This is a genomic window from Sphingomonas yabuuchiae, assembly GCF_001477495.1.
In the GTDB taxonomy this organism is placed as follows: domain Bacteria; phylum Pseudomonadota; class Alphaproteobacteria; order Sphingomonadales; family Sphingomonadaceae; genus Sphingomonas; species Sphingomonas yabuuchiae_A.
Genome location: NZ_LDTF01000095.1, coordinates 1 through 17,464, shown reverse-complemented (window position 1 = coordinate 17,464; position 17,464 = coordinate 1). Strand labels below are relative to the sequence as shown.

25 protein-coding genes are annotated in these 17,464 nt (G+C 65.2%); 19 read left to right on the top strand and 6 right to left on the bottom strand.

What is annotated here, in order from left to right; all coding sequences use genetic code 11:
- The first annotated feature begins 9 nt into the window (after positions 1-9).
- The 15 genes from rplP to NS355_RS15155 all read left to right on the top strand — a co-directional run bounded on the left by rplP (position 10) and on the right by NS355_RS15155 (position 7,881).
- The gene (gene rplP, locus NS355_RS15225) at positions 10-444 is read left to right on the top strand and encodes a 50S ribosomal protein L16 (RefSeq protein WP_007406071.1); all 435 of its coding nucleotides are present in this window, start codon (positions 10-12) and stop codon (positions 442-444) included.
- On the top strand, positions 444-644 hold the full coding sequence (gene rpmC / locus NS355_RS15220) for a 50S ribosomal protein L29 (RefSeq protein ID WP_007406063.1): 201 nt from the start codon (positions 444-446) through the stop codon (positions 642-644). The genes rplP and rpmC overlap by 1 nt, the downstream gene beginning before the upstream one ends.
- Before the next feature lie 12 nt (positions 645-656).
- The gene (gene rpsQ / locus NS355_RS15215; RefSeq protein WP_058746471.1) at positions 657-929 is read left to right on the top strand and encodes a 30S ribosomal protein S17; all 273 of its coding nucleotides are present in this window, start codon (positions 657-659) and stop codon (positions 927-929) included.
- A 234-nt stretch (positions 930-1,163) separates the two neighbouring features.
- On the top strand, positions 1,164-1,532 hold the full coding sequence (rplN, locus tag NS355_RS15210) for a 50S ribosomal protein L14 (RefSeq protein WP_007406105.1): 369 nt from the start codon (positions 1,164-1,166) through the stop codon (positions 1,530-1,532).
- Entirely contained in the window at positions 1,532-1,849 is a 318-nt protein-coding gene (rplX, locus tag NS355_RS15205) for a 50S ribosomal protein L24 (RefSeq protein ID WP_007406132.1), read from the top strand. Before rplN ends, rplX begins: the two co-directional genes overlap by 1 nt.
- Positions 1,842-2,423 carry a 50S ribosomal protein L5 gene (gene rplE / locus NS355_RS15200; protein ID WP_042491169.1) on the top strand — a complete coding sequence of 194 codons (582 nt, stop codon included), beginning with the start codon at positions 1,842-1,844 and terminating at the stop codon, positions 2,421-2,423. The genes rplX and rplE overlap by 8 nt, the downstream gene beginning before the upstream one ends.
- 57 nt (positions 2,424-2,480) lie before the next feature.
- Positions 2,481-2,786, top strand: a complete 306-nt coding sequence (gene rpsN / locus NS355_RS15195) for a 30S ribosomal protein S14 (RefSeq protein ID WP_042491166.1) — start codon at positions 2,481-2,483, stop codon at positions 2,784-2,786.
- Between the two features lie 12 nt (positions 2,787-2,798).
- Positions 2,799-3,194 carry a 30S ribosomal protein S8 gene (gene rpsH, locus NS355_RS15190; RefSeq protein WP_042491163.1) on the top strand — a complete coding sequence of 132 codons (396 nt, stop codon included), beginning with the start codon at positions 2,799-2,801 and terminating at the stop codon, positions 3,192-3,194.
- The gene (rplF, locus tag NS355_RS15185; protein ID WP_042491159.1) at positions 3,194-3,727 is read left to right on the top strand and encodes a 50S ribosomal protein L6; all 534 of its coding nucleotides are present in this window, start codon (positions 3,194-3,196) and stop codon (positions 3,725-3,727) included. The genes rpsH and rplF overlap by 1 nt, the downstream gene beginning before the upstream one ends.
- Complete coding sequence (rplR, locus tag NS355_RS15180; RefSeq protein ID WP_058746470.1) at positions 3,727-4,083, top strand: 50S ribosomal protein L18; 357 nt, start codon at positions 3,727-3,729, stop codon at positions 4,081-4,083. Before rplF ends, rplR begins: the two co-directional genes overlap by 1 nt.
- 1 nt (position 4,084) lies before the next feature.
- Positions 4,085-4,804 carry a 30S ribosomal protein S5 gene (gene rpsE, locus NS355_RS15175; protein WP_076714917.1) on the top strand — a complete coding sequence of 240 codons (720 nt, stop codon included), beginning with the start codon at positions 4,085-4,087 and terminating at the stop codon, positions 4,802-4,804.
- A 6-nt stretch (positions 4,805-4,810) separates the two neighbouring features.
- Complete coding sequence (gene rpmD / locus NS355_RS15170) at positions 4,811-4,987, top strand: 50S ribosomal protein L30 (RefSeq protein ID WP_007406145.1); 177 nt, start codon at positions 4,811-4,813, stop codon at positions 4,985-4,987.
- Between the two features lie 149 nt (positions 4,988-5,136).
- Entirely contained in the window at positions 5,137-5,667 is a 531-nt protein-coding gene (gene rplO, locus NS355_RS15165) for a 50S ribosomal protein L15 (protein WP_058746469.1), read from the top strand.
- A gap of 157 nt (positions 5,668-5,824) precedes the next feature.
- The gene (gene secY, locus NS355_RS15160; protein WP_058746468.1) at positions 5,825-7,189 is read left to right on the top strand and encodes a preprotein translocase subunit SecY; all 1,365 of its coding nucleotides are present in this window, start codon (positions 5,825-5,827) and stop codon (positions 7,187-7,189) included.
- A 44-nt stretch (positions 7,190-7,233) separates the two neighbouring features.
- Positions 7,234-7,881 (top strand): adenylate kinase, encoded by a 648-nt coding sequence (locus tag NS355_RS15155; RefSeq protein WP_058746484.1) that lies wholly within the window; start codon positions 7,234-7,236, stop codon positions 7,879-7,881.
- Positions 7,882-8,171: 290 nt separating this feature from the next.
- Here NS355_RS15155 and argB read toward each other — a convergent pair whose 3' ends face one another.
- Both argB and NS355_RS15145 read right to left on the bottom strand, forming a co-directional pair.
- Positions 8,172-9,071 (bottom strand): acetylglutamate kinase, encoded by a 900-nt coding sequence (gene argB / locus NS355_RS15150; RefSeq protein ID WP_058746467.1) that lies wholly within the window; start codon positions 9,069-9,071, stop codon positions 8,172-8,174.
- Positions 9,072-9,120: 49 nt separating this feature from the next.
- On the bottom strand, positions 9,121-9,774 hold the full coding sequence (locus NS355_RS15145) for a queuosine precursor transporter (RefSeq protein ID WP_058746466.1): 654 nt from the start codon (positions 9,772-9,774) through the stop codon (positions 9,121-9,123).
- Between the two features lie 246 nt (positions 9,775-10,020).
- Here NS355_RS15145 and NS355_RS15140 point away from each other — a divergent pair, with 246 nt between their 5' ends.
- Positions 10,021-11,430: a M20/M25/M40 family metallo-hydrolase gene (locus NS355_RS15140; RefSeq protein WP_058746465.1), complete on the top strand. Its 1,410-nt coding sequence runs from the start codon at positions 10,021-10,023 to the stop codon at positions 11,428-11,430.
- Between the two features lie 90 nt (positions 11,431-11,520).
- Here the strand turns inward: NS355_RS15140 and NS355_RS15135 are convergent, their stop codons facing one another.
- Together NS355_RS15135 and NS355_RS15130 are read right to left on the bottom strand one after the other, a co-directional pair.
- Positions 11,521-13,353 (bottom strand): methyl-accepting chemotaxis protein, encoded by a 1,833-nt coding sequence (locus NS355_RS15135; protein WP_058746464.1) that lies wholly within the window; start codon positions 13,351-13,353, stop codon positions 11,521-11,523.
- Positions 13,354-13,490: 137 nt separating this feature from the next.
- Positions 13,491-13,964, bottom strand: a complete 474-nt coding sequence (locus NS355_RS15130; protein ID WP_058746463.1) for a hypothetical protein — start codon at positions 13,962-13,964, stop codon at positions 13,491-13,493.
- A gap of 145 nt (positions 13,965-14,109) precedes the next feature.
- Here NS355_RS15130 and NS355_RS15125 point away from each other — a divergent pair, with 145 nt between their 5' ends.
- Positions 14,110-14,436 (top strand): hypothetical protein, encoded by a 327-nt coding sequence (locus NS355_RS15125; protein ID WP_058746462.1) that lies wholly within the window; start codon positions 14,110-14,112, stop codon positions 14,434-14,436.
- 97 nt (positions 14,437-14,533) lie between these two features.
- On the opposite strand, the gene rpoZ is transcribed toward NS355_RS15125, so the two are convergent.
- The gene (gene rpoZ / locus NS355_RS15120) at positions 14,534-14,878 is read right to left on the bottom strand and encodes a DNA-directed RNA polymerase subunit omega (protein WP_042486773.1); all 345 of its coding nucleotides are present in this window, start codon (positions 14,876-14,878) and stop codon (positions 14,534-14,536) included.
- Positions 14,879-15,025: 147 nt separating this feature from the next.
- On the opposite strand from rpoZ, the gene NS355_RS15115 reads away from it, so the two are divergent.
- The gene (locus NS355_RS15115; RefSeq protein WP_058746483.1) at positions 15,026-16,213 is read left to right on the top strand and encodes a phospholipase D-like domain-containing protein; all 1,188 of its coding nucleotides are present in this window, start codon (positions 15,026-15,028) and stop codon (positions 16,211-16,213) included.
- Positions 16,214-16,346: 133 nt separating this feature from the next.
- Here the strand turns inward: NS355_RS15115 and NS355_RS15110 are convergent, their stop codons facing one another.
- Positions 16,347-16,961, bottom strand: a complete 615-nt coding sequence (locus NS355_RS15110) for a class I SAM-dependent methyltransferase (RefSeq protein WP_056438713.1) — start codon at positions 16,959-16,961, stop codon at positions 16,347-16,349.
- A gap of 144 nt (positions 16,962-17,105) precedes the next feature.
- On the opposite strand from NS355_RS15110, the gene NS355_RS15105 reads away from it, so the two are divergent.
- On the top strand, positions 17,106-17,429 hold the full coding sequence (locus NS355_RS15105; protein WP_058746461.1) for an antibiotic biosynthesis monooxygenase family protein: 324 nt from the start codon (positions 17,106-17,108) through the stop codon (positions 17,427-17,429).
- Positions 17,430-17,464: the final 35 nt, after the last annotated feature.

The window sequence follows — 17,464 nt, the reverse complement described above, 5'->3', positions numbered from 1 at the left end:
TCAAAGAACATGCTGCAACCAAAGCGCACCAAGTTCCGCAAGGCCTTCAAGGGCCGCATCCACGGCGATGCGAAGGGCGGCACCAGCCTGAACTTCGGTTCCTATGGCCTGAAGGCCATGGAGCCGGAGCGTATCACGGCTCGCCAGATCGAGGCGGCTCGCCGCGCGATCACGCGTCACATCAAGCGCCAGGGGCGTTTGTGGATCCGCATCTTCCCGGACGTTCCCGTCTCGTCGAAGCCCGCCGAAGTCCGCATGGGCTCGGGTAAGGGTTCGCCGGAATTCTGGGCCGCCCGCGTGAAGCCGGGTCGCATCCTGTTCGAACTCGACGGTGTCGACGGCCCGCTGGCCGCCGAGGCATTCGAGCGCGCCGCGATGAAGCTGCCCATCAAGACCAAGGTCGTTGCCCGCCTGGGCGACACCTCGCACCTCGGAGGCGAGTAATGGCCAAGACTGAATATACCGGCCAGAGCGACGACCAGCTCGTCGAGGCGCTGGGCAACCTGAAGCGTGAGCAGTTCAACCTGCGCTTCCAGGCGGCCACGAGCCAGCTCGAAAAGCCCAGCCGGGTCAAGGAAGTCCGTCGCGACATCGCGCGGATCAAGACCATCCAGGCGCAGCGCACCGCTGCGGCTGCCAAGTAAGGACCGAGACACATGCCGAAGCGCGTGCTGACCGGGGTGATTGTCTCGGACAAGACCGACAAGACGGTCGTCGTCAATGTGGAGCGGAAGGTTAAGCACCCCCTCTACGGCAAGATCATCCGTCGGTCGAAGAAGTATCATGCTCACGATGAGAGCAATGAGTACAAGGCCGGTGAGACGGTGCGGATCGAAGAGACCGCCCCGATCTCGAAGCTGAAGACCTGGAAGGTCGTCGAGCGGGTCGATACCCACATGACGCCGGAACGGGCCTCGGCCGAAGGCTGAACCTTTTGACGTCTGGCCCCGTCTCTCCGGACCGGAGGGGCGGGGTTTGGATGTGAAGGCGCCCTTCGGGGCAAAGAGCGGATTGGTCGAAAGCGGCGGGGCGACTCGCTTGCCTTTCGAGCCAGGAGTGGCTATGGGGCCTCTCCCCCTGGCGCGGACACCCGCGCCGGGGGTCGTTTTTTAAGGCGGGGTAGGGTCGGTATCCTCCCCCAGAAGAGAGAAGGAAGCGGATCCATGATCCAGATGCAGTCCAATCTCGACGTCGCTGACAACAGCGGCGCGAAGCGGGTGCAGTGCATCAAGGTGCTGGGCGGCTCGAAGCGCCGTACGGCATCGGTCGGCGACATCATCGTCGTCAGCGTCAAGGAAGCGCAGCCGCGTGGCCGCGTGAAGAAGGGCGACGTTCACCGCGCGGTGATCGTGCGTACCGCCAAGGACATCCGTCGCGCCGACGGTTCGGTGATCCGTTTCGACGGTAACGCCGCCGTGCTGGTCAACAAGAACGAGGAGCCGATCGGCACCCGTATCTTCGGCCCGGTCGTGCGTGAGCTTCGCGGCAAGAAGCACATGAAGATCATCTCGCTGGCGCCGGAGGTTTTGTAATGGCCGCTGCACGCATCAAGAAGGGTGACAAGGTCATCGTCCTGTCCGGCAAGGACAAGGGCAAGACCGGCACCGTGTCGCTGGCGATGCCGAAGGACGGCAAGGTCGTCGTGGACGGCGTCAACATCGCCACCCGTCACCGCAAGCCGACCCAGGCGAACCCGCAGGGTGGCCTGGAGCGCACCGCTGCTCCGCTGCACATCTCGAAGGTTGCGCACGTGACCGCCGATGGCAAGCCGACCCGCGTCCGTTTCGAGACGCAGGATGGCAAGAAGGTCCGCGTGGCCGTCAAGACCGGGGAGAAGATCGATGGCTGATTACAAGCCCCGCATGAAGGCTATCTATGATGATAGCATCGTCAAGGCGATGACCGACAAGTTCGGTTACAAGAACGTCAACGAGATCCCCCGGATCGAAAAGATCGTGCTCAACATGGGCGTGGGCGAAGCGACGCAGGACAAGAAGCGCGTCGACCAGGCCGCCTCCGAGATGGAGCTGATCGCGGGTCAGAAGCCCGTCATCACCAAGGCGAAGAAGTCGATCGCGCAGTTCAAGCTGCGTGAAGGCATGCCGATCGGTGTGAAGGTCACGCTGCGTCGCGAGCGTATGTACGAGTTCCTGGACCGTTTCATCACGATCGCGCTGCCGCGCGTTCGCGACTTCCGCGGCCTGAACCCGAAGTCCTTCGACGGTCGCGGCAACTATGCCTGCGGCATCAAGGAACAGATCATCTTCCCCGAAATCAACTATGACCGCATCGACAAGGTGCGCGGCATGGATGTGATCGTGACCACCTCGGCGAAGACCGACGACGAAGCGCGCGAGCTGCTCCGTCTCTTCGGCTTCCCGTTCCCCAAGGAAGACGCTGCCGACGAGAAGAAGGCGGCGTAACTGGACTGCCCCCTCTCCACGCCGGGGAGGGGGTCCTTACAGAAAGAGCTTAAGTCCATGGCGAAACTGAGTTCAATCAATAAGAACGAGAAGCGTCGTGCTCTCGTCAAGAAGTATGCGGGCAAGTACGCGAAGCTGAAGGCGATCGCGAACGACCAGAGCCTCGATGAGACCGAGCGTCTGATCGCGCGCCTCAAGATGGCCGAGATCCCCCGCAACGGCAATCCGACCCGTATCCGCAACCGTTGCGAGATCACCGGTCGCCCGCGTGCGTACTACCGCAAGTTCCGTCTCGCTCGCGTCATGCTGCGTGAACTGGCCAACAAGGGCCAGATCCCCGGTGTCACCAAGTCGAGCTGGTAAGGACCATTTGAGATGGCAGTGACCGATCCCCTGGGTGACTTGCTCACCCGCATCCGCAACGGCCAGCGCGCGCGCAAGGACTCCGTCCTGACGCCTGCGTCGAAGCTGCGCGTCCGCGTGCTCGACGTGCTTCAGCGCGAGGGCTATATCCGTGGCTACAGCGAAGAGCAGATGGGCCCCGCGGCCGGCATCCGCATCGAGCTGAAGTATTTCGAAGGCCAGCCCGCGATCAAGCATGTCGCGCGCGTGTCGAAGCCCGGCCGCCGTATCTATTCGGGCGCGCAGGACCTTCCCCGCGTTCGCAACGGCCTGGGCATCACCATCGTGTCGACGCCGCGTGGCGTTCTGTCGGACGCCGAAGCGCGTGAGCAGAACGTCGGTGGCGAAGTCCTGGCGGAGGTGTTCTGATGAGCCGCATCGGTAAGAAGGCGGTCCCGGTTCCGGCCGGCGTCACCGCGACCATCGCCGACAAGGTGCTGAGCGTGAAGGGTCCCAAGGGCACCCTCTCCATGCCGCTCGCCGACGAGATCACCTATGACGTCCAGGCGGACGCCATTGCGGTGCAGCCTGCCAACGCCACGAAGCGCGCCCGCGCGTTCTGGGGCATGCAGCGTACCATGGTGCAGAACCTCGTCACCGGCGTGACCGCAGGCTTCTCGAAGAAGCTGGTCATCACCGGCGTCGGCTACCGCGCCGCCGCGCAGGGCAAGACCCTGAAGCTGCAGCTCGGCTACAGCCACGACGTCAACATCGACGTGCCGGAAGGCCTTGAGGTGAAGACGCCGGACGCCACCACCGTCGAAATCAGCGGTGCGGACAAGCAGAAGGTCGGCCAGCTGGCCGCCGAGATCCGCCGCTGGCGCAAGCCCGAGCCTTATAAGGGCAAGGGCATCAAGTACGACGGCGAGTTCATCTTCCGCAAGGAAGGGAAGAAGAAGTAATGACCAAGGGTCTCTCTCTTTTCGAGAAGCGCCGTCGGCGCAACCGTACCGCGCTGCGTGCGCGTGCGGGCACCCGTCCGCGCCTGTCGGTGCATCGCTCGGGCAAGCACATCTATGCCCAGGTGATCGACGACGAGGCAGGTCGTACCGTGGCTTCGGCCTCGACGCTGGAAAAGGATGCACGCGGCCAGTCGGGCGCGAACATCGCAGCGGCGAGCGAAGTCGGCAAGCGCGTGGCCGAGAAGGCCAAGGCCGCCGGCGTCACGCAGGTCGTTTTCGACCGTGGCGGCTTCCTGTTCCACGGTCGCGTCAAGGCGCTGGCCGAGGCGGCACGCGAAGCGGGATTGGAGTTCTAATATGGCTGACGAGAACAACGTAGCCGTTGCCGGTGCCGAAGGCGCCGCGCAGGACGCGACCCAGGGTCGTGGTCCCCGGGGCGGCCGTGGCCGTGGTCCGGGCGGCGGTGATCGCGGCCGCGGCGGCCGTGACGGCAACCGTGGTCGTCGCGACGACCGTCGCGGTGGCACCGAGGAGCAGGGCGAAGAGCTGATCGAAAAGCTCGTCCACATCAACCGCGTCTCGAAGACCGTGAAGGGCGGTAAGCGTTTCGGCTTCGCCGCGCTCGTCGTGGTCGGCGACGGCAAGGGACGTGCGGGCTTCGGTCATGGCAAGGCGCGCGAAGTGCCGGAAGCCATTTCGAAGGCGACGGCTGCCGCCAAGAAGGCGATGGTCCGCGTTCCGCTGAAGGACGGTCGCACGCTGCATCATGATGGCAACGGCCATTTCGGTGCGGGCCGCGTGACGGTGCGTTCGGCCCCGCAGGGTACCGGCATCATCGCCGGTGGTCCGATGCGCGCCATCTTCGAATCGCTCGGCGTCGCCGACGTGGTGACGAAGTCGGTCGGCACGTCGAACCCGTACAACATGATCCGTGCCACCTTTGAAGCGCTGGGCGACCAGACTTCGCCGAAGGCGGTGGCGCAGCGTCGTGGCAAGAAGATCGCCGACCTGCTGGGTCGCGGTCACGGTGCCACCCAGCAGACTGCCGAGGCGGAAGCCGCGGCCGTCGTGGAGTAAGCGACCATGGCTACCATCAAAGTCAAGCAGACCGGTTCGCCGATCCGCCGCACCAAGGACCAGCGCGCGACCCTCGTCGGCCTGGGCCTGAACAAGATGCACAAGGTCTCCGAGCTTCAGGACAGCCCTGAAGTCCGCGGCATGATCCGCAAGGTGCAGCACATGGTTCAGGTGGTGGACTGAGGCTTGTCGTAAGACAGACTCACATCCGTCACATTGAACGGTGACAAACACGGGGAAGGGGGCTATGCGGCCCCCTTCCTTTTATCCAGCGGCCGTGATTCTTTCCGAGTGACGGCCATGCGCGAAACAAGCGAAAGCGAGTGCAAATCATGAAGCTGAACGAACTTTTCGACAACCAGGGTGCCCGCAAGTCCAAGATCCGCGTCGGTCGCGGTATCGGTTCGGGCAAGGGCAAGACCGGTGGTCGCGGCGTCAAGGGTCAGAAGAGCCGTGAGGGCGTGTCGATCGCGGGCTTCGAGGGCGGTCAGATGCCGCTCCACATGCGTCTGCCGAAGCGTGGCTTCAACAACATCTTCGCCAAGGACTATGCCGAGGTGAACCTAGGTGCCATCCAGAAGGCGATCGACTCGGGCAAGCTAAAGACCGACGGCACGATCGACCACGCCGCGCTGAAGGCCGCTGGCCTGGCCCGTGGCGGCAAGGACGGCGTGCGTCTGCTCGGCAAGGGCGAGCTGACCACCAAGCTGTCGTTCGTCGTGCAGGGCGTGTCGGCCTCGGCGCGTGAAGCGGTCGAGAAGGCCGGTGGTTCGGTCGACGTGCCGCACGTCGTGCCTGCCGCCGAGAAGGCCGCCGCGAAGAAGGGCCAGGCCCGCGCCGCGAAGCTCGCCGCCAAGGCCTGAACCGGATAAGATCCGCCGCTGTCACAGGGCTCAGGCTCGAATGACCGCGGCGGATTTTGCATCCGGGTTAGACAAGCGCGTCTTCGCGCCTATATGAGCGGCGGGGCGGTTCAAAACGCATCCCGCCGTTTTTCGTTTCCAGGATAACGCAACAGCTATGGCATCCGCAGCCGACCAGATGGCGCAAAGCATCAGCCTGGCGAAATTCGCCAAGGCCACCGACCTCAAGAAGCGGCTGTGGTTCACCATCGGCGCGCTGATCGTCTTCCGCCTGCTCAGCTATGTTCCGCTGCCGGGCGTCGACCCGACCGCGCTGGGCCTGCTGAGCCAGAAGACCACGGGCGGCGTGCTCGACTTCTTCAACACCTTCTCGGGCGGTTCGCTCAGCCGCATGTCGCTGATCGCGCTGGGCGTGATGCCGTACATCACGGCGTCGATCGTCGTGCAGCTCGCGACCTCGCTGAGCCCGCAGCTCGCCGCCATCAAGAAGGAAGGCGAGAGCGGCCGTAAGAAGCTGAACCAGTATACCCGCTACGGTACGGTGCTGCTGACCGCGATCCAGGGCTATTTCATCGCCGTGGGTCTCGAGACGCTGGGCGCCAGCCAGGGCATCCAGGCGGTGATCGAACCGGGCATGACCTTCCGCATCGCGGCGGTCATCTCGCTGATCGGCGGTACGATGTTCCTGATGTGGCTGGGTGAGCAGATCACCAGCCGCGGTATCGGCAACGGCGTGTCGCTGATCATCATGGCGGGCATCGTCGCGCATCTGCCGACCACGCTCGTCAACCTGCTCGAGGGCGGCCGTACCGGCAGCATCGATCCGGTCCGTCTGATCGGCATCATCGTCGCGGTCGTCGTCCTCGTCCTGTTCATCTGCTTCATGGAGCGCGCGCAGCGCCGTATCCTGATCCAGTATCCGAAGCGCGCGACGCAGCGCGGGATGCAGGCCGATCGCAGCCACCTGCCGCTGAAGATCAACACGGCGGGCGTGATCCCTCCGATCTTCGCCTCGTCGCTGCTGCTGATGCCACTGACCATCTCGCAATTCGCGGGCCAGCGCGTCGCGGGCGAGAGCCGCTGGGGCGACTTCATCATCAGCCTCAACCAGTATCTGCAGCACGGCAGCCCCGTGTACATGCTGCTCTATGGTGCCGGCATCATCTTCTTCTCGTTCTTCTACACCGCGGTTGTCTTCAACCCGGAGGAGACGGCGGACAATCTGAAGCGCTATGGCGGGTTCATCCCCGGCATTCGTCCGGGCAAGAACACCGAGACCTATCTCGACTATGTCCTGACCCGCATCACGGTGCTCGGCGCGGCCTATCTGACGATCATCTGTCTGCTGCCGGAATATCTGGTCTCGGCGCTCCAGATTCCCTTCTATCTGGGCGGCACCAGCCTGCTGATCGTCGTCAACGTGACGATGGACACGGTGACCCAGATCCAGAGCCATTTGCTGGCGCACCAATATGGCGATTTGATCAAGAAGGCGAAGCTGAAGGGCGGTCGCCTGCGCTGAGGCGCGGGCGGATTTCAGGGTAAAGAGGGGAGAGAGACGTGGGCGTGAACATCATCCTGCTGGGACCGCCGGGCGCGGGCAAGGGAACCCAGGCGCAGCGGCTGGTGGCCAATCGCGGCATGGTGCAGCTGTCGACCGGCGACATGCTGCGCGCGGCGGTCAAGGCGGGCACCCCCGTCGGCCTCCAGGCCAAGGCGGTGATGGACGCGGGCGAGCTGGTGTCGGACGCGATCGTCTCGGCGCTGATCGGCGAGCGGCTGGACGCGGCCGAGGCGGAAGGCGGTGCGATCTTCGACGGCTATCCCCGGACCGAGGCGCAGGCCGAGGCGCTGGACGTGCTGCTCGCCGAGCGCGGCAAGTCGCTCGACCATGTCATCGAGCTGGCGGTGGACGAGGATGCGCTGGTCGAGCGCATCACCGGTCGCTTCACCTGCGCCTCGTGCGGTGCAGGCTATCATGACAGCTTCAAGCCGACCCAGGTCGAGGGTGTCTGCGACGTGTGCGGTTCGACCGAGTTCAAGCGCCGCCCCGACGACAATGCCGAGACGGTGCGCACGCGCATGGCCGAATACCGCGCCAAGACCGCGCCGATCCTGCCCCTCTACGAGGCGCGCGGCATCGTGACGCGGGTCGACGGTATGGCGGCGATGGACGCCGTGGGGGCGGAGATCGACGCGATCCTCGATCGCTGATTCGGTCTCGATGAAATGAAGAGGGGGCGTTTTCCGAGAGGGAGCGTCCCCTTTTTCATTGGGCGTCGCCGGTTCCTCCGGCAGCTCAAGCTTGAGCCCCATTGAAAGCCCCTCTCCCGGCAGGGGGAGGGGTTGGGGAGGGGCAAGGCCACGGGCGATGGTCTCGGTGAGACTCCATTGCCCTCCCCCATCCCCTCCCGCTTGCGGGAGGGGCGTGCTTGGGGCGACCGAGCCTACCCCAGCCTCCGTTCAGCCTGAGCGAAGTCGAAGGCCACGCTCAGGCCAACTCATCACCGCCGCACCAACGTCCCCGCCCCCTGCTTGGTGAATATCTCCAGCAGCATCCCGTGCGGCACGCGCCCGTCCAGGATCACCGCCGCATCCACGCCCGCTTCCACCGCATTGACGCAGGTCTCCAGCTTGGGGATCATGCCCCCCGAAATCGTCCCGTCCGTCCGCAGCTCCGCAATCCGCGCCGGATTCAGGTCGGTCATCAGCTCGCCCTGCTTGTCCAGCACGCCCGCGACATCGGTCAGCAGGAAGAAGCGCGACGCGCCCAGCCGCGCGGCGATCGCGCCCGCCATGGTGTCGGCGTTGATGTTATAGGTATGCCCGTCCAGCCCGATGGCGACCGGCGCGATGACCGGGATGATGCCGTCGGCACACAGGCTTTCGATCAGGCGCGGGTCGACCGCGACCGGCTCGCCGACGAAGCCCAGGTCGACATGGCGCTCGATCCCCTGAAGCGGATCGGCCTCGCGCCCTTGGATCTTCTCGGCGATGACCAGGCCTGCATCCTTGCCCGAGATGCCGACCGCGCGGCCCCCGGCGGCGGAGATCCAGCTGACGATTTCCTTGTTGATCGACCCCGCCAGCACCATCTCGGCGATCTGCGCGGTTTCGCGGTCGGTGACGCGCAGGCCGTTGACGAACTGCGACTCGACCCCCAGCCGCTTGAGCATCGCGCCGATCTGCGGGCCACCGCCATGGACCACGACCGGGTTGATCCCGACCGCCTTCAGCAGCACCATGTCCTCGGCGAAGTCGCGCTGACGCTCCGGATCGCCCATGGCGTGGCCGCCATATTTCACCACGAAGGTCTTGCCCGCGTAACGCTGAAGATAGGGCAGCGCCTCGGTCAGCGTCTCGGCCTTGGCGAGCAGGGCGGCGTCGGGATCGTGGTTGGTCATGGCGGCCCTTTATCGCGCGTGGACGGCGGGGAAAACCGGCAATATGGGGTCAGCCCCGATCCAGCCGCCGACCGATCGCCACGAACACATAGATCAGCGGCGGCACCAGGATGGCCGACAGCGTGACCTTGGCGATCATCTGTCCGATGACCAGCTGGCCGATCGGAAAGGCGCCGTAAAAGGCGATGGTGACGAACAGCAGCGTGTCGACCACCTGGCTGAGCATGCTGGCCACCGCCGCACGCAGCCACAGCATCTTGCTGCCCTCCCGCCCCTTCAGCGCGGCGAAGATGGTGACGTTCAGCGTCTGCGACACGCCATAGGCGACGATCCCGCCCAGCCAGATCCGCCAGGTCGACCCCAGGATCAGCTGGATCGCGTCGCGATTGGCGGGCACCATGTCGGGTGACGGCGGCAGCATCCATACCACCCAGGACAGCGCCAGCGACACGAGCAGCGGCACAAAGCCGACCCGCACCAGTCGACCCGCAACGGCGGGGCCGTGCAATTCGGCCACCGCGCTCGACGTGACGACCAGCAACAGGAAGGCGAAGATACCCGCCTCCACCGCCAGCGGGCCGAGCGCCACCTGCTTGTTGCCCAGCACGCCCGCGATACAGACCATGCCGCCGTAAAAGATCGACAGGGCGAAGAGCGAGGGCGAGATCAGGCGCGGGCGGGCAACGACGTCGGGATGGTCCATCGTCGACTGCTAGCGCGAAAACGGTCCGGGGCAAAGGACTTGCGATCCTCCCCGGCACGGGGAGGGGGACCATCCGCAGGATGGTGGAGGGGGCGTGCCACTAGCGACACCCTTTGCGGCGATCCCCCCTCCACCACCGCTGCGCGGCGGTCCCCCTCCCCGTACCGGGGAGGATATTCGTCGATCGCTTGCACCGCGCCCCGTGACACGCTCTATTCCTGCCAACACAAAAACAAGGGGGATCACATGCGGTTGGCAAAATGGCTCGGCGGGATGGCGGCGGCACTGGCGATTCCCGGGGCGCTGATGCCCGGCATCGCGGCGGCGCAAGGGAGGCCCGACCAGAAGGCATTCTTCGACCTGTACAAGCAGCTGGTCGAAACCAACACCAGCCTGTCGGTCGGCAGCTGCACCCAGGCCTCCGCCCAGATCGCCGACCGATTGAAGGCGGCGGGCTACAAGGATGCCGACATCACCCTATTCTCGGTCCCCGAGCATCCCAAGGACGGCGGCATCGTCGCGGTCCTGCCCGGCACCGACACGCGGTTGAAGCCGATGCTGCTGCTCGGCCATCTCGACGTGGTCGAGGCCAAGCGCGAGGACTGGACGCGCGATCCGTTCAAGCTGATCGAGGAGGACGGTTTCCTCTATGGACGCGGCACCGTCGACGACAAGGCGATGAGCGCGGTCTGGGCCGACACGCTGATCCGCCTGAAAAAAACGCCGCCCAAGCGCACCATCAAGATGGCGCTGACCTGTGGCGAGGAAACGACCTTCGCCTTCAACGGCGCGGAGTGGCTGGCCAAGAACAAGCCCGACCTGATCGCCGCCGAATTCGTCCTGAACGAGGGCGGCGGCGGACGGCTCGATTCGGACGGCAAGCGCGAGTTGCTGGCAGTGCAGGTCGGCGAGAAGGCGGCGCAGAACTATACCTTCCTCGCCACCAATCCGGGCGGGCACAGCTCGCAGCCGACGCCGGAAAACGCGATCTACGAACTCGCCGATGCGGTGAAGGCGGTGCAGGGTTATGAATTCCCGATCCACCTGACCGATACGACCCGCGCCTTCCTGACCGCCACCGCGCAAAAGGTCGGCGGCCAGTTGGGCGATGCGATCACGCGGCTGCTCGCCAACCCGGAGGACAAGGCGGCCGACGCGATCGTCAGCCAGGACAAGGCGCTGCATTCGACGCTACGCACCACCTGCGTCGCGACTTTGCTCCAGGCGGGCCATGCCGAAAACGCGCTGCCCCAGCGCGCGACCGCCAATATCAACTGCCGTATCTTCCCCGGCGAGACGGTCGAGGGGACGCTGGCGAAACTCAAGGAACTGGCGGGGCCGAAGATCACCGTCACCGCCAACCAGCCGGTCCGCCCGACCGCGATCCCGCCCAAGCTCGACCCGAAGATCATCGGCCCGATGAAGACGCTGGCGGCCAAGCACTTCCCCGGTGTGCCGCTGGTCCCGATGATGTCGACCGGCGCGACCGACGGCATCTTCTTCCAGACGATCGGCATTCCCGTCTACGGCGCGCCGGGCATCTTCATCGAGAAGGACATGTCGGGCATCCACGGCCTGAACGAGCGCATCCGGGTCCGCTCGCTCTATGACGGACGGGATTATCTCTACGATCTGGTCCGCGCCTACGCCTATTGAGCGCGGTCTCGCTCTCATAACAAAGGGGTGTCTCCGCCGGGACGGGACACCCCCTTTTTATGGCTCCGCGTTCCGTCTGGCGGTGGTCGGTCAGAAGCTGGACCAGTCGTCCTCGCTCCGTTCGACCAGCGCCAGATTGCCGTGCCGGGCGGGCAGCTTGCGGCTCGGTCGCGGAGCGGTCGGCACCGGGGTCGGCGCCGCCATGGGGGCCGCGGCGGGGCTCGTCCGATCCAGCCGGAAGCGTCCTATCTGATTCGCCAGCATGTCCGCCTCGTTCGCCAGATTGCGCGCGGCCGCATTGGCCTCTTCCACCATCGCCGCATTCTGCTGCGTGACGGTATCCATCTCCGAGACGGCGGTGTTGATCTGTTGCAGGCCGGTCGATTGCTGCTCGGCGGCGCCCGCGATCGTCCGGGTCAGCGCACTGATCTCCCCGACCCGCCCGATGATGCGTTCCAGCGACCGCCCCGTCTCTCCGACCAGCGCGACCCCGGCCTCGACCTGCTGGGCGCTGGCGCTGATCCTCGCCTTGACGTCCTTGGCCGCCTCGGCGGAACGCTGCGCCAGGGCGCGGACCTCGGACGCGACGACCGCGAAGCCCTTGCCGGCGTCGCCTGCGCGCGCCGCCTCGACCCCGGCATTGAGCGCCAGGAGATTGGTCTGGAAGGCGATGCCGTCGATGACCGAGATGATCTCGCTGATTTCGGATGAGGTCTGCTCGACGCGGGCGATCGCCTCGACGGTCCGGCGCACCACCTCGCCACTGCGCTCGGCGTCCTCCTGGGCCTTGCCCACCACCTCGCTCGCCTGGGCGGCGTCCTTCGCCGTGTTGCGGACCGTATCGGTGACCTCGGCCATGGCGGCGGAGCTTTCCTCCAGGCTCGCGGCCTGCTGCTCGGTGCGCTGCGACAGATGGTCGGAGGCCTGGTTGACCTCGCTCGCGCCGGTGCGGATCTGGGTCACGCTGGCCGCCACCTGGGCGAGCGTGGTGTTCAGTTCGGTCACCGTGCTGTTGAAGTCGCTGCGCAGCTTGGCATAGCCGTCGGGGAATTCCGCATCGATCTTGCAGGTCAGGTCGCCCGCCGCCAGCGCGGAAAGGCTACGGCCCAGAATTTCGGTCGCCTCGGACGCGGCGCGGGCTTTTTCCTGTTCGGCATCGACCACCGACTGGCGGAAGGCATCGACTGAGCGCGCGATGTCGCCGATCTCGTCGCGCTGGTCCAGGTGCGGAACGGCGGCGGTCCCCTTCGAGCGCGCTAGGTCACGGATGGTCGTGGCCAGCCGCTTGACCGGAGCCAGCACGGTACGGGCGATGGTCAGGATCGACAGGCCCAGGATCAGGGCGGAAACCAGCATCAGGCCGATCATCAGCTTGCGGTTGAACGCCGCCCGATCGCGCGCCTCGGTGCCGGTTTCTTCGGCGACCTTGATCTGAAGATCGACCAGCTTGCCGATCGATGCCGATACCGGGTCGATGCTGGGATAGAGCTTGCCGATCACGAAGGCGTCGAGCGCTGCACGATCGCCGCGATCCAGAATAGCCGCCAGTTCGGCAACCCGTTGGTCGGCGATCCGCATGTTGCGTGCGGCCTCGTCGGCCAGCACCGCTTCCTGCGCATTGATCTCGGTCGCACGATATAGTTTCCAATGGCGGTGCAGGGTGATGACGCCCTGGCGTACCCGATCGGCCGCGTCCGGAAATGCGAGGTTGCCGTTGCGCGCCTTGTGAGAGGCGTCGACAATGTCGACCGCATATTTGTCCGCCACGATCTTCAGATCGCGCAGAGGAATCACCCGGTCCTGCAACATGGTCGTCAGGGCCGCCTCGCTGCCGGTCATGCTGGTCAATCCCAGCCCGCCCAGCCCCACGATGATCAAACCCAGCGCCAACAAGCACGTGGTCAGTTTCGTGCCGATCGTCATATCATGTCTCCTGATCGGCCTACGCTAATATGAAAACCCTTTCAAATTGATCTACATCATATTTTTCACCGTGTTACACAGGCTTATCAACAGGCGCTGCACCCGAATCATACACCTTGTGCGCTCACTGGTTTGTCTCACACGTCCTTTTCCGGACGAGTCATGGTCCAGCAGGGTTTCAGCATCACGCGCGTCCGGTTCACCCACTCGGCAAGAGGCGTGCCCGCATTCGAATTCAGTTCGAGGGGGAACCCGATCTCTGAGCCGTAATGCGCCCGAAAGCGGACCCGATAGCCCACGCCGTCCAGAATCAGGGCTGTCGCGTTACTGGGCAACGACGGTGTCGGCATGGGGATGAATTGCAAATGGCGAACGGCTTCGGCCGCGCCGGGACATGTCCGGCTGTCGGCCCATGTGGTGACGGTCGGCTTGCCATGTCGCCGTAAGGTCATGCGCAGGATGCGAGGATCCGCCATGCTGCTGGTCTCGTCGCGAAGAAACGCGACGGTTTCCGAACTATAGGCAAGTGACGGCCCATAGGTCATGTCCGCCCAGACATCATCGGGTAACGGCCCGGTGATGCTGGCTTGCAGGATCAATGCTGCGATCATCTCGGCTCTCCCGTTCCTTCAACCGCTGGGGCGTCGCGCCCGTTGCAAGCTGCCAATTGGCTGAACGCCGCCGCCATGCTTCGTTCAGATCAAGTGCTTCAATATCCGCAACATACGGGAGCGAATACGTTTCGAGGAACGGGCAATGAAGATGCTCAAGACCGGATTGCTGGTGGCCCTGGTCGGTGGGGCGATGCTGACGGCCACGGCCGCCAGTGCGCAGGACTGGCGCTATGACGGCTATGTCGCGCAGCAGGCGCATCGGGATGCGCAGTATCGCGCCTATCAGGCGGGCCGGGACCAGCGCGCGGCTGATGAAGCGGCCTATTATGGCGATTACCGCGCCGCCAATGCTTATGCGCACGACGCCTCGATCCGCCGGTCGGAAGCCAGGCGGGCCGCCCATTTCGCGCATGAGGCGAAGAAGGCGGAATATTGGGATTCCTGGCGGCATCGCGGCTGGGGCTGGTAAGCCCCTCCCCGACGCCAACGGAAAAAGGGGCCGACGCTGGGTTAGCGTCGGCCCCTTTTTCCTGTGCGATCACGCGGAGCGATCGGCCCGCAGCCGATCAGCCGTCGTAGTCGGCACCCAGATTCTGGTTGCGCGGCGGCGCCGCGGCGGTCAGGCGCAGCGCCTCGGCCGAAGCCTGCAGGCTGCCGACGTCATCCGCCTCGTCCTCGTCGTCGATCTGGACGCGCTGCAGGCTGTTGACCACGGCTTCTTCCAGATGGGTCGGACGAACCGTTTCCTCGGCGATCTCGCGCAGCGCGACGACCGGGTTTTTGTCGCGATCGCGGTCGACGGTCAGATCCGCCCCGCCCGAAATCTGACGGGCCCGCTGCGCCGCGAACAGCACCAGATCGAAACGGTTGGGAATCTTGTCGACGCAATCTTCGACGGTGACGCGCGCCATGCGTGTGTCCTTCGCAAATAATGCTGGGATGAAAGCGTGCCGCCTAGCAGCAAAGGCTGCCCAAGTCAAAAGCCTTGGGCTTGCAACACCCCCGCCCCCTGGGTCGTTACGTTTTCGACAGGATCATATACGCCAAGGAGCCGCACCATTTTCGCCCCCCATCCGCCCGAACAGCCCGGTTTCCTGGTCGACGGGCAACGGCTGACCCTGCTCGACACGGGGCCGCGGCGACTGGAGGCGGTGCTGGCGCTGATCGACGGGGCGCAGGTCTCACTGCGCATCCTCTATTACATCTATGCCGATGACGGGACCGGGCGGCGGGTTCGCGACGCCATGATCGCGGCGGCCCGGCGCGGCGTTGCGGTGTCGGTGATCGTCGATGGCTTCGGCGCGGGCGCGGACGAGGCGTTCTTCCGCCCGCTGGTCGAGACGGGCGCGCGGCTGTCGCGGTTCGAGCCGCGTTTCGGCCGCCGCTACCTGCTCCGCAACCATCAGAAGCTGGCGCTGGCGGATGCCGAAGGACCCTCCCCCTCGATCATCATCGGCGGCTTCAATATCGAGGATGACTATTTCGGCACCCCCGCCGAGCAGAGCTGGCGCGATCTCGGCCTGCTGGTCGAGGGTTCGGCGGCGGGCAGGCTGGCGGGTTATTTCGACGCGCTGTTCGCCTGGACCGAAAATCCCAAGGGGCGCCTCCGCGACCTGAACAAGGCGCTGGCGCATTGGAGCGAGTCGACGGGCCGATTGCGCTGGCTGATCGGCGGCCCGACCCGGCGGCTGTCGCCCTGGGCGCGGACGGTGCGCGACGATATGCGGCGGGGGCGACGCATCGACGTGATCGCCGCCTATTTCACCCCCAGCCCCACCATGCTCCGTCGCCTCGACCGGGCGGGACGGCGCGACGCCGAGGTGCGGATCGTGACGGCGGGCAAGTCCGACAACGAGGCGACGATCGCGGCCGCGCGCTTCACCTATGCGGGCCTACTTCGCAAGGGCGTCCGGATCTTCGAATATCAGCTGACCAAGCTGCACACGAAATTATACGTCATCGACGATGCGGTGCATGTCGGCTCGGCCAATTTCGACATGCGCAGCCTGTTCGTGAATCTGGAGCTGATGCTGCGGATCGACGACGCCGTCTTTGCGACCCACGTCCGCGCCTATATCGACGGAGAGGTCGCACGATCCGAAGCGATCACGCCCGACTGGTACAAACGGAATACCGGCTGGTTCCAGCGGCTGCGCCAGTTCGCCGCCTATCTGCTGATCGCGGTGATCGATCCGTCGGTATCGCGGGGGCTGAACTTCGGGATCGAGTCGCCTGATGGGGATTGATCCTCCCCGCTCGCGGGGAGGTGGCAGGGTGGAGTCCTGACGGAAGGGGGCTTCCAAACAGGTCGTCCCTATCGGCACGCCCTCTCCACCGTGTTCCGCATGGCCCCCCTCCCCGTGCCGGGGAGGATAAGGTTCAGTCCTTCCAGGCCCAGTAAAGCTGCGCCGGGGGCACGTTCCACCATTCCATGTCGTGGTCGATGTTCGACCAGTGCGGGACCAGGAAATCCTTCACCTTGGGGCTGAACTGATAGACCAGGAACGCGCCGCCGGGACGCAGCACGTCATGCGTGCCTTGTGCGATCGCCGGGCCGACGCCGGGCGGCAGGGTCGAGAAGGGCAGGCCCGACAGGACGTAATCGGCATGGTCGAAACCATGGTCGCGCACGATCTTCTGCACGTCCGCCGCCGATCCGTTCACCGCCTTGAAGCGGGAATCGATGATGGTGTGGCGCAGATAATCGCAGAAATCGGCATTGGTATCGATCGCGATCAGCGTCGCATCGGGTGCCATACGCTCCAGCACCGGGCGGCAGAAGGTGCCGACGCCGGGGCCATATTCCACGAACAGCTTGGTGTTGGCCCAGTCGACGGGGGCGAGCATCTTGCGGATCAGCTTGCCCGACGACGGAATGATCGAGCCCACCATCACCGGATGCTTCAGGAACTGCTGAAAGAACATCTGGCCGGGCGACGGATAACCCGTGGCGTCGGTGCGGGACTTGCGCGCGGCGGTGGTCGAGCTGGGCATCGAGTTCCTGTCGTTCGTGATCCCCGCGTAAGGGACGCGCGAGGGAAACCCCCTCGTCGCACAGGTGCCGAACGACTTTCAAGCTATTGGGTTGCCGCCGACCCGTGCATTCCGTCGCAAAGCGGGTGCGGTGAATGGAGCGTTATGACCGACAGGACGGGACAGATCGCGGTGATCTTCATGTCGACACGAACGGATGACGACCCGCAAGGCTATGCCGCGGCAGCCGAGGCGATGGATCACTTGGCGGCGCAGCAGCCCGGCTATCGCGGGGTCGACAGCGCGCGCGGCGTGGACGGGATCGGAATCACCGTCAGCTGGTGGGCCGACGAAGCCAGCGCCTTGGCGTGGCGGGCGCATCCGGGCCATGCGGCGATCCGGGAGCGCGGACGGGCGGAATGGTATTCGCGCTATGAGGTTGCGGTGGCCCAAGTCGGGCGGAGTTATACGTGGGGCGATAAATCCTGACCGTCGACCTTGCCGCTCCCCTCCCGTAAACGGGA

Excerpts from the sequence above, each read along its gene's own strand:
- rplP (WP_007406071.1), top strand. The coding sequence starts at position 10 with ATGCTGCAACCAAAGCGCACCAAGTTCCGCAAGGCCTTCAAGGGCCGC.
- rpmC (WP_007406063.1), top strand. The coding sequence starts at position 444 with ATGGCCAAGACTGAATATACCGGCCAGAGCGACGACCAGCTCGTCGAG.
- rpsQ (WP_058746471.1), top strand. The coding sequence starts at position 657 with ATGCCGAAGCGCGTGCTGACCGGGGTGATTGTCTCGGACAAGACCGAC.
- rplN (WP_007406105.1), top strand. The coding sequence starts at position 1,164 with ATGATCCAGATGCAGTCCAATCTCGACGTCGCTGACAACAGCGGCGCG.
- rplX (WP_007406132.1), top strand. The coding sequence starts at position 1,532 with ATGGCCGCTGCACGCATCAAGAAGGGTGACAAGGTCATCGTCCTGTCC.
- rplE (WP_042491169.1), top strand. The coding sequence starts at position 1,842 with ATGGCTGATTACAAGCCCCGCATGAAGGCTATCTATGATGATAGCATC.
- rpsN (WP_042491166.1), top strand. The coding sequence starts at position 2,481 with ATGGCGAAACTGAGTTCAATCAATAAGAACGAGAAGCGTCGTGCTCTC.
- rpsH (WP_042491163.1), top strand. The coding sequence starts at position 2,799 with ATGGCAGTGACCGATCCCCTGGGTGACTTGCTCACCCGCATCCGCAAC.
- rplF (WP_042491159.1), top strand. The coding sequence starts at position 3,194 with ATGAGCCGCATCGGTAAGAAGGCGGTCCCGGTTCCGGCCGGCGTCACC.
- rplR (WP_058746470.1), top strand. The coding sequence starts at position 3,727 with ATGACCAAGGGTCTCTCTCTTTTCGAGAAGCGCCGTCGGCGCAACCGT.
- rpsE (WP_076714917.1), top strand. The coding sequence starts at position 4,085 with ATGGCTGACGAGAACAACGTAGCCGTTGCCGGTGCCGAAGGCGCCGCG.
- rpmD (WP_007406145.1), top strand. The coding sequence starts at position 4,811 with ATGGCTACCATCAAAGTCAAGCAGACCGGTTCGCCGATCCGCCGCACC.
- rplO (WP_058746469.1), top strand. The coding sequence starts at position 5,137 with ATGAAGCTGAACGAACTTTTCGACAACCAGGGTGCCCGCAAGTCCAAG.
- secY (WP_058746468.1), top strand. The coding sequence starts at position 5,825 with ATGGCATCCGCAGCCGACCAGATGGCGCAAAGCATCAGCCTGGCGAAA.
- argB (WP_058746467.1), bottom strand. The coding sequence starts at position 9,071 with ATGACCAACCACGATCCCGACGCCGCCCTGCTCGCCAAGGCCGAGACG.
- NS355_RS15145 (WP_058746466.1), bottom strand. The coding sequence starts at position 9,774 with ATGGACCATCCCGACGTCGTTGCCCGCCCGCGCCTGATCTCGCCCTCG.
- NS355_RS15140 (WP_058746465.1), top strand. The coding sequence starts at position 10,021 with ATGCGGTTGGCAAAATGGCTCGGCGGGATGGCGGCGGCACTGGCGATT.
- NS355_RS15135 (WP_058746464.1), bottom strand. The coding sequence starts at position 13,353 with ATGACGATCGGCACGAAACTGACCACGTGCTTGTTGGCGCTGGGTTTG.
- NS355_RS15130 (WP_058746463.1), bottom strand. The coding sequence starts at position 13,964 with ATGATCGCAGCATTGATCCTGCAAGCCAGCATCACCGGGCCGTTACCC.
- NS355_RS15125 (WP_058746462.1), top strand. The coding sequence starts at position 14,110 with ATGAAGATGCTCAAGACCGGATTGCTGGTGGCCCTGGTCGGTGGGGCG.
- rpoZ (WP_042486773.1), bottom strand. The coding sequence starts at position 14,878 with ATGGCGCGCGTCACCGTCGAAGATTGCGTCGACAAGATTCCCAACCGT.
- NS355_RS15110 (WP_056438713.1), bottom strand. The coding sequence starts at position 16,961 with ATGCCCAGCTCGACCACCGCCGCGCGCAAGTCCCGCACCGACGCCACG.
- NS355_RS15105 (WP_058746461.1), top strand. The coding sequence starts at position 17,106 with ATGACCGACAGGACGGGACAGATCGCGGTGATCTTCATGTCGACACGA.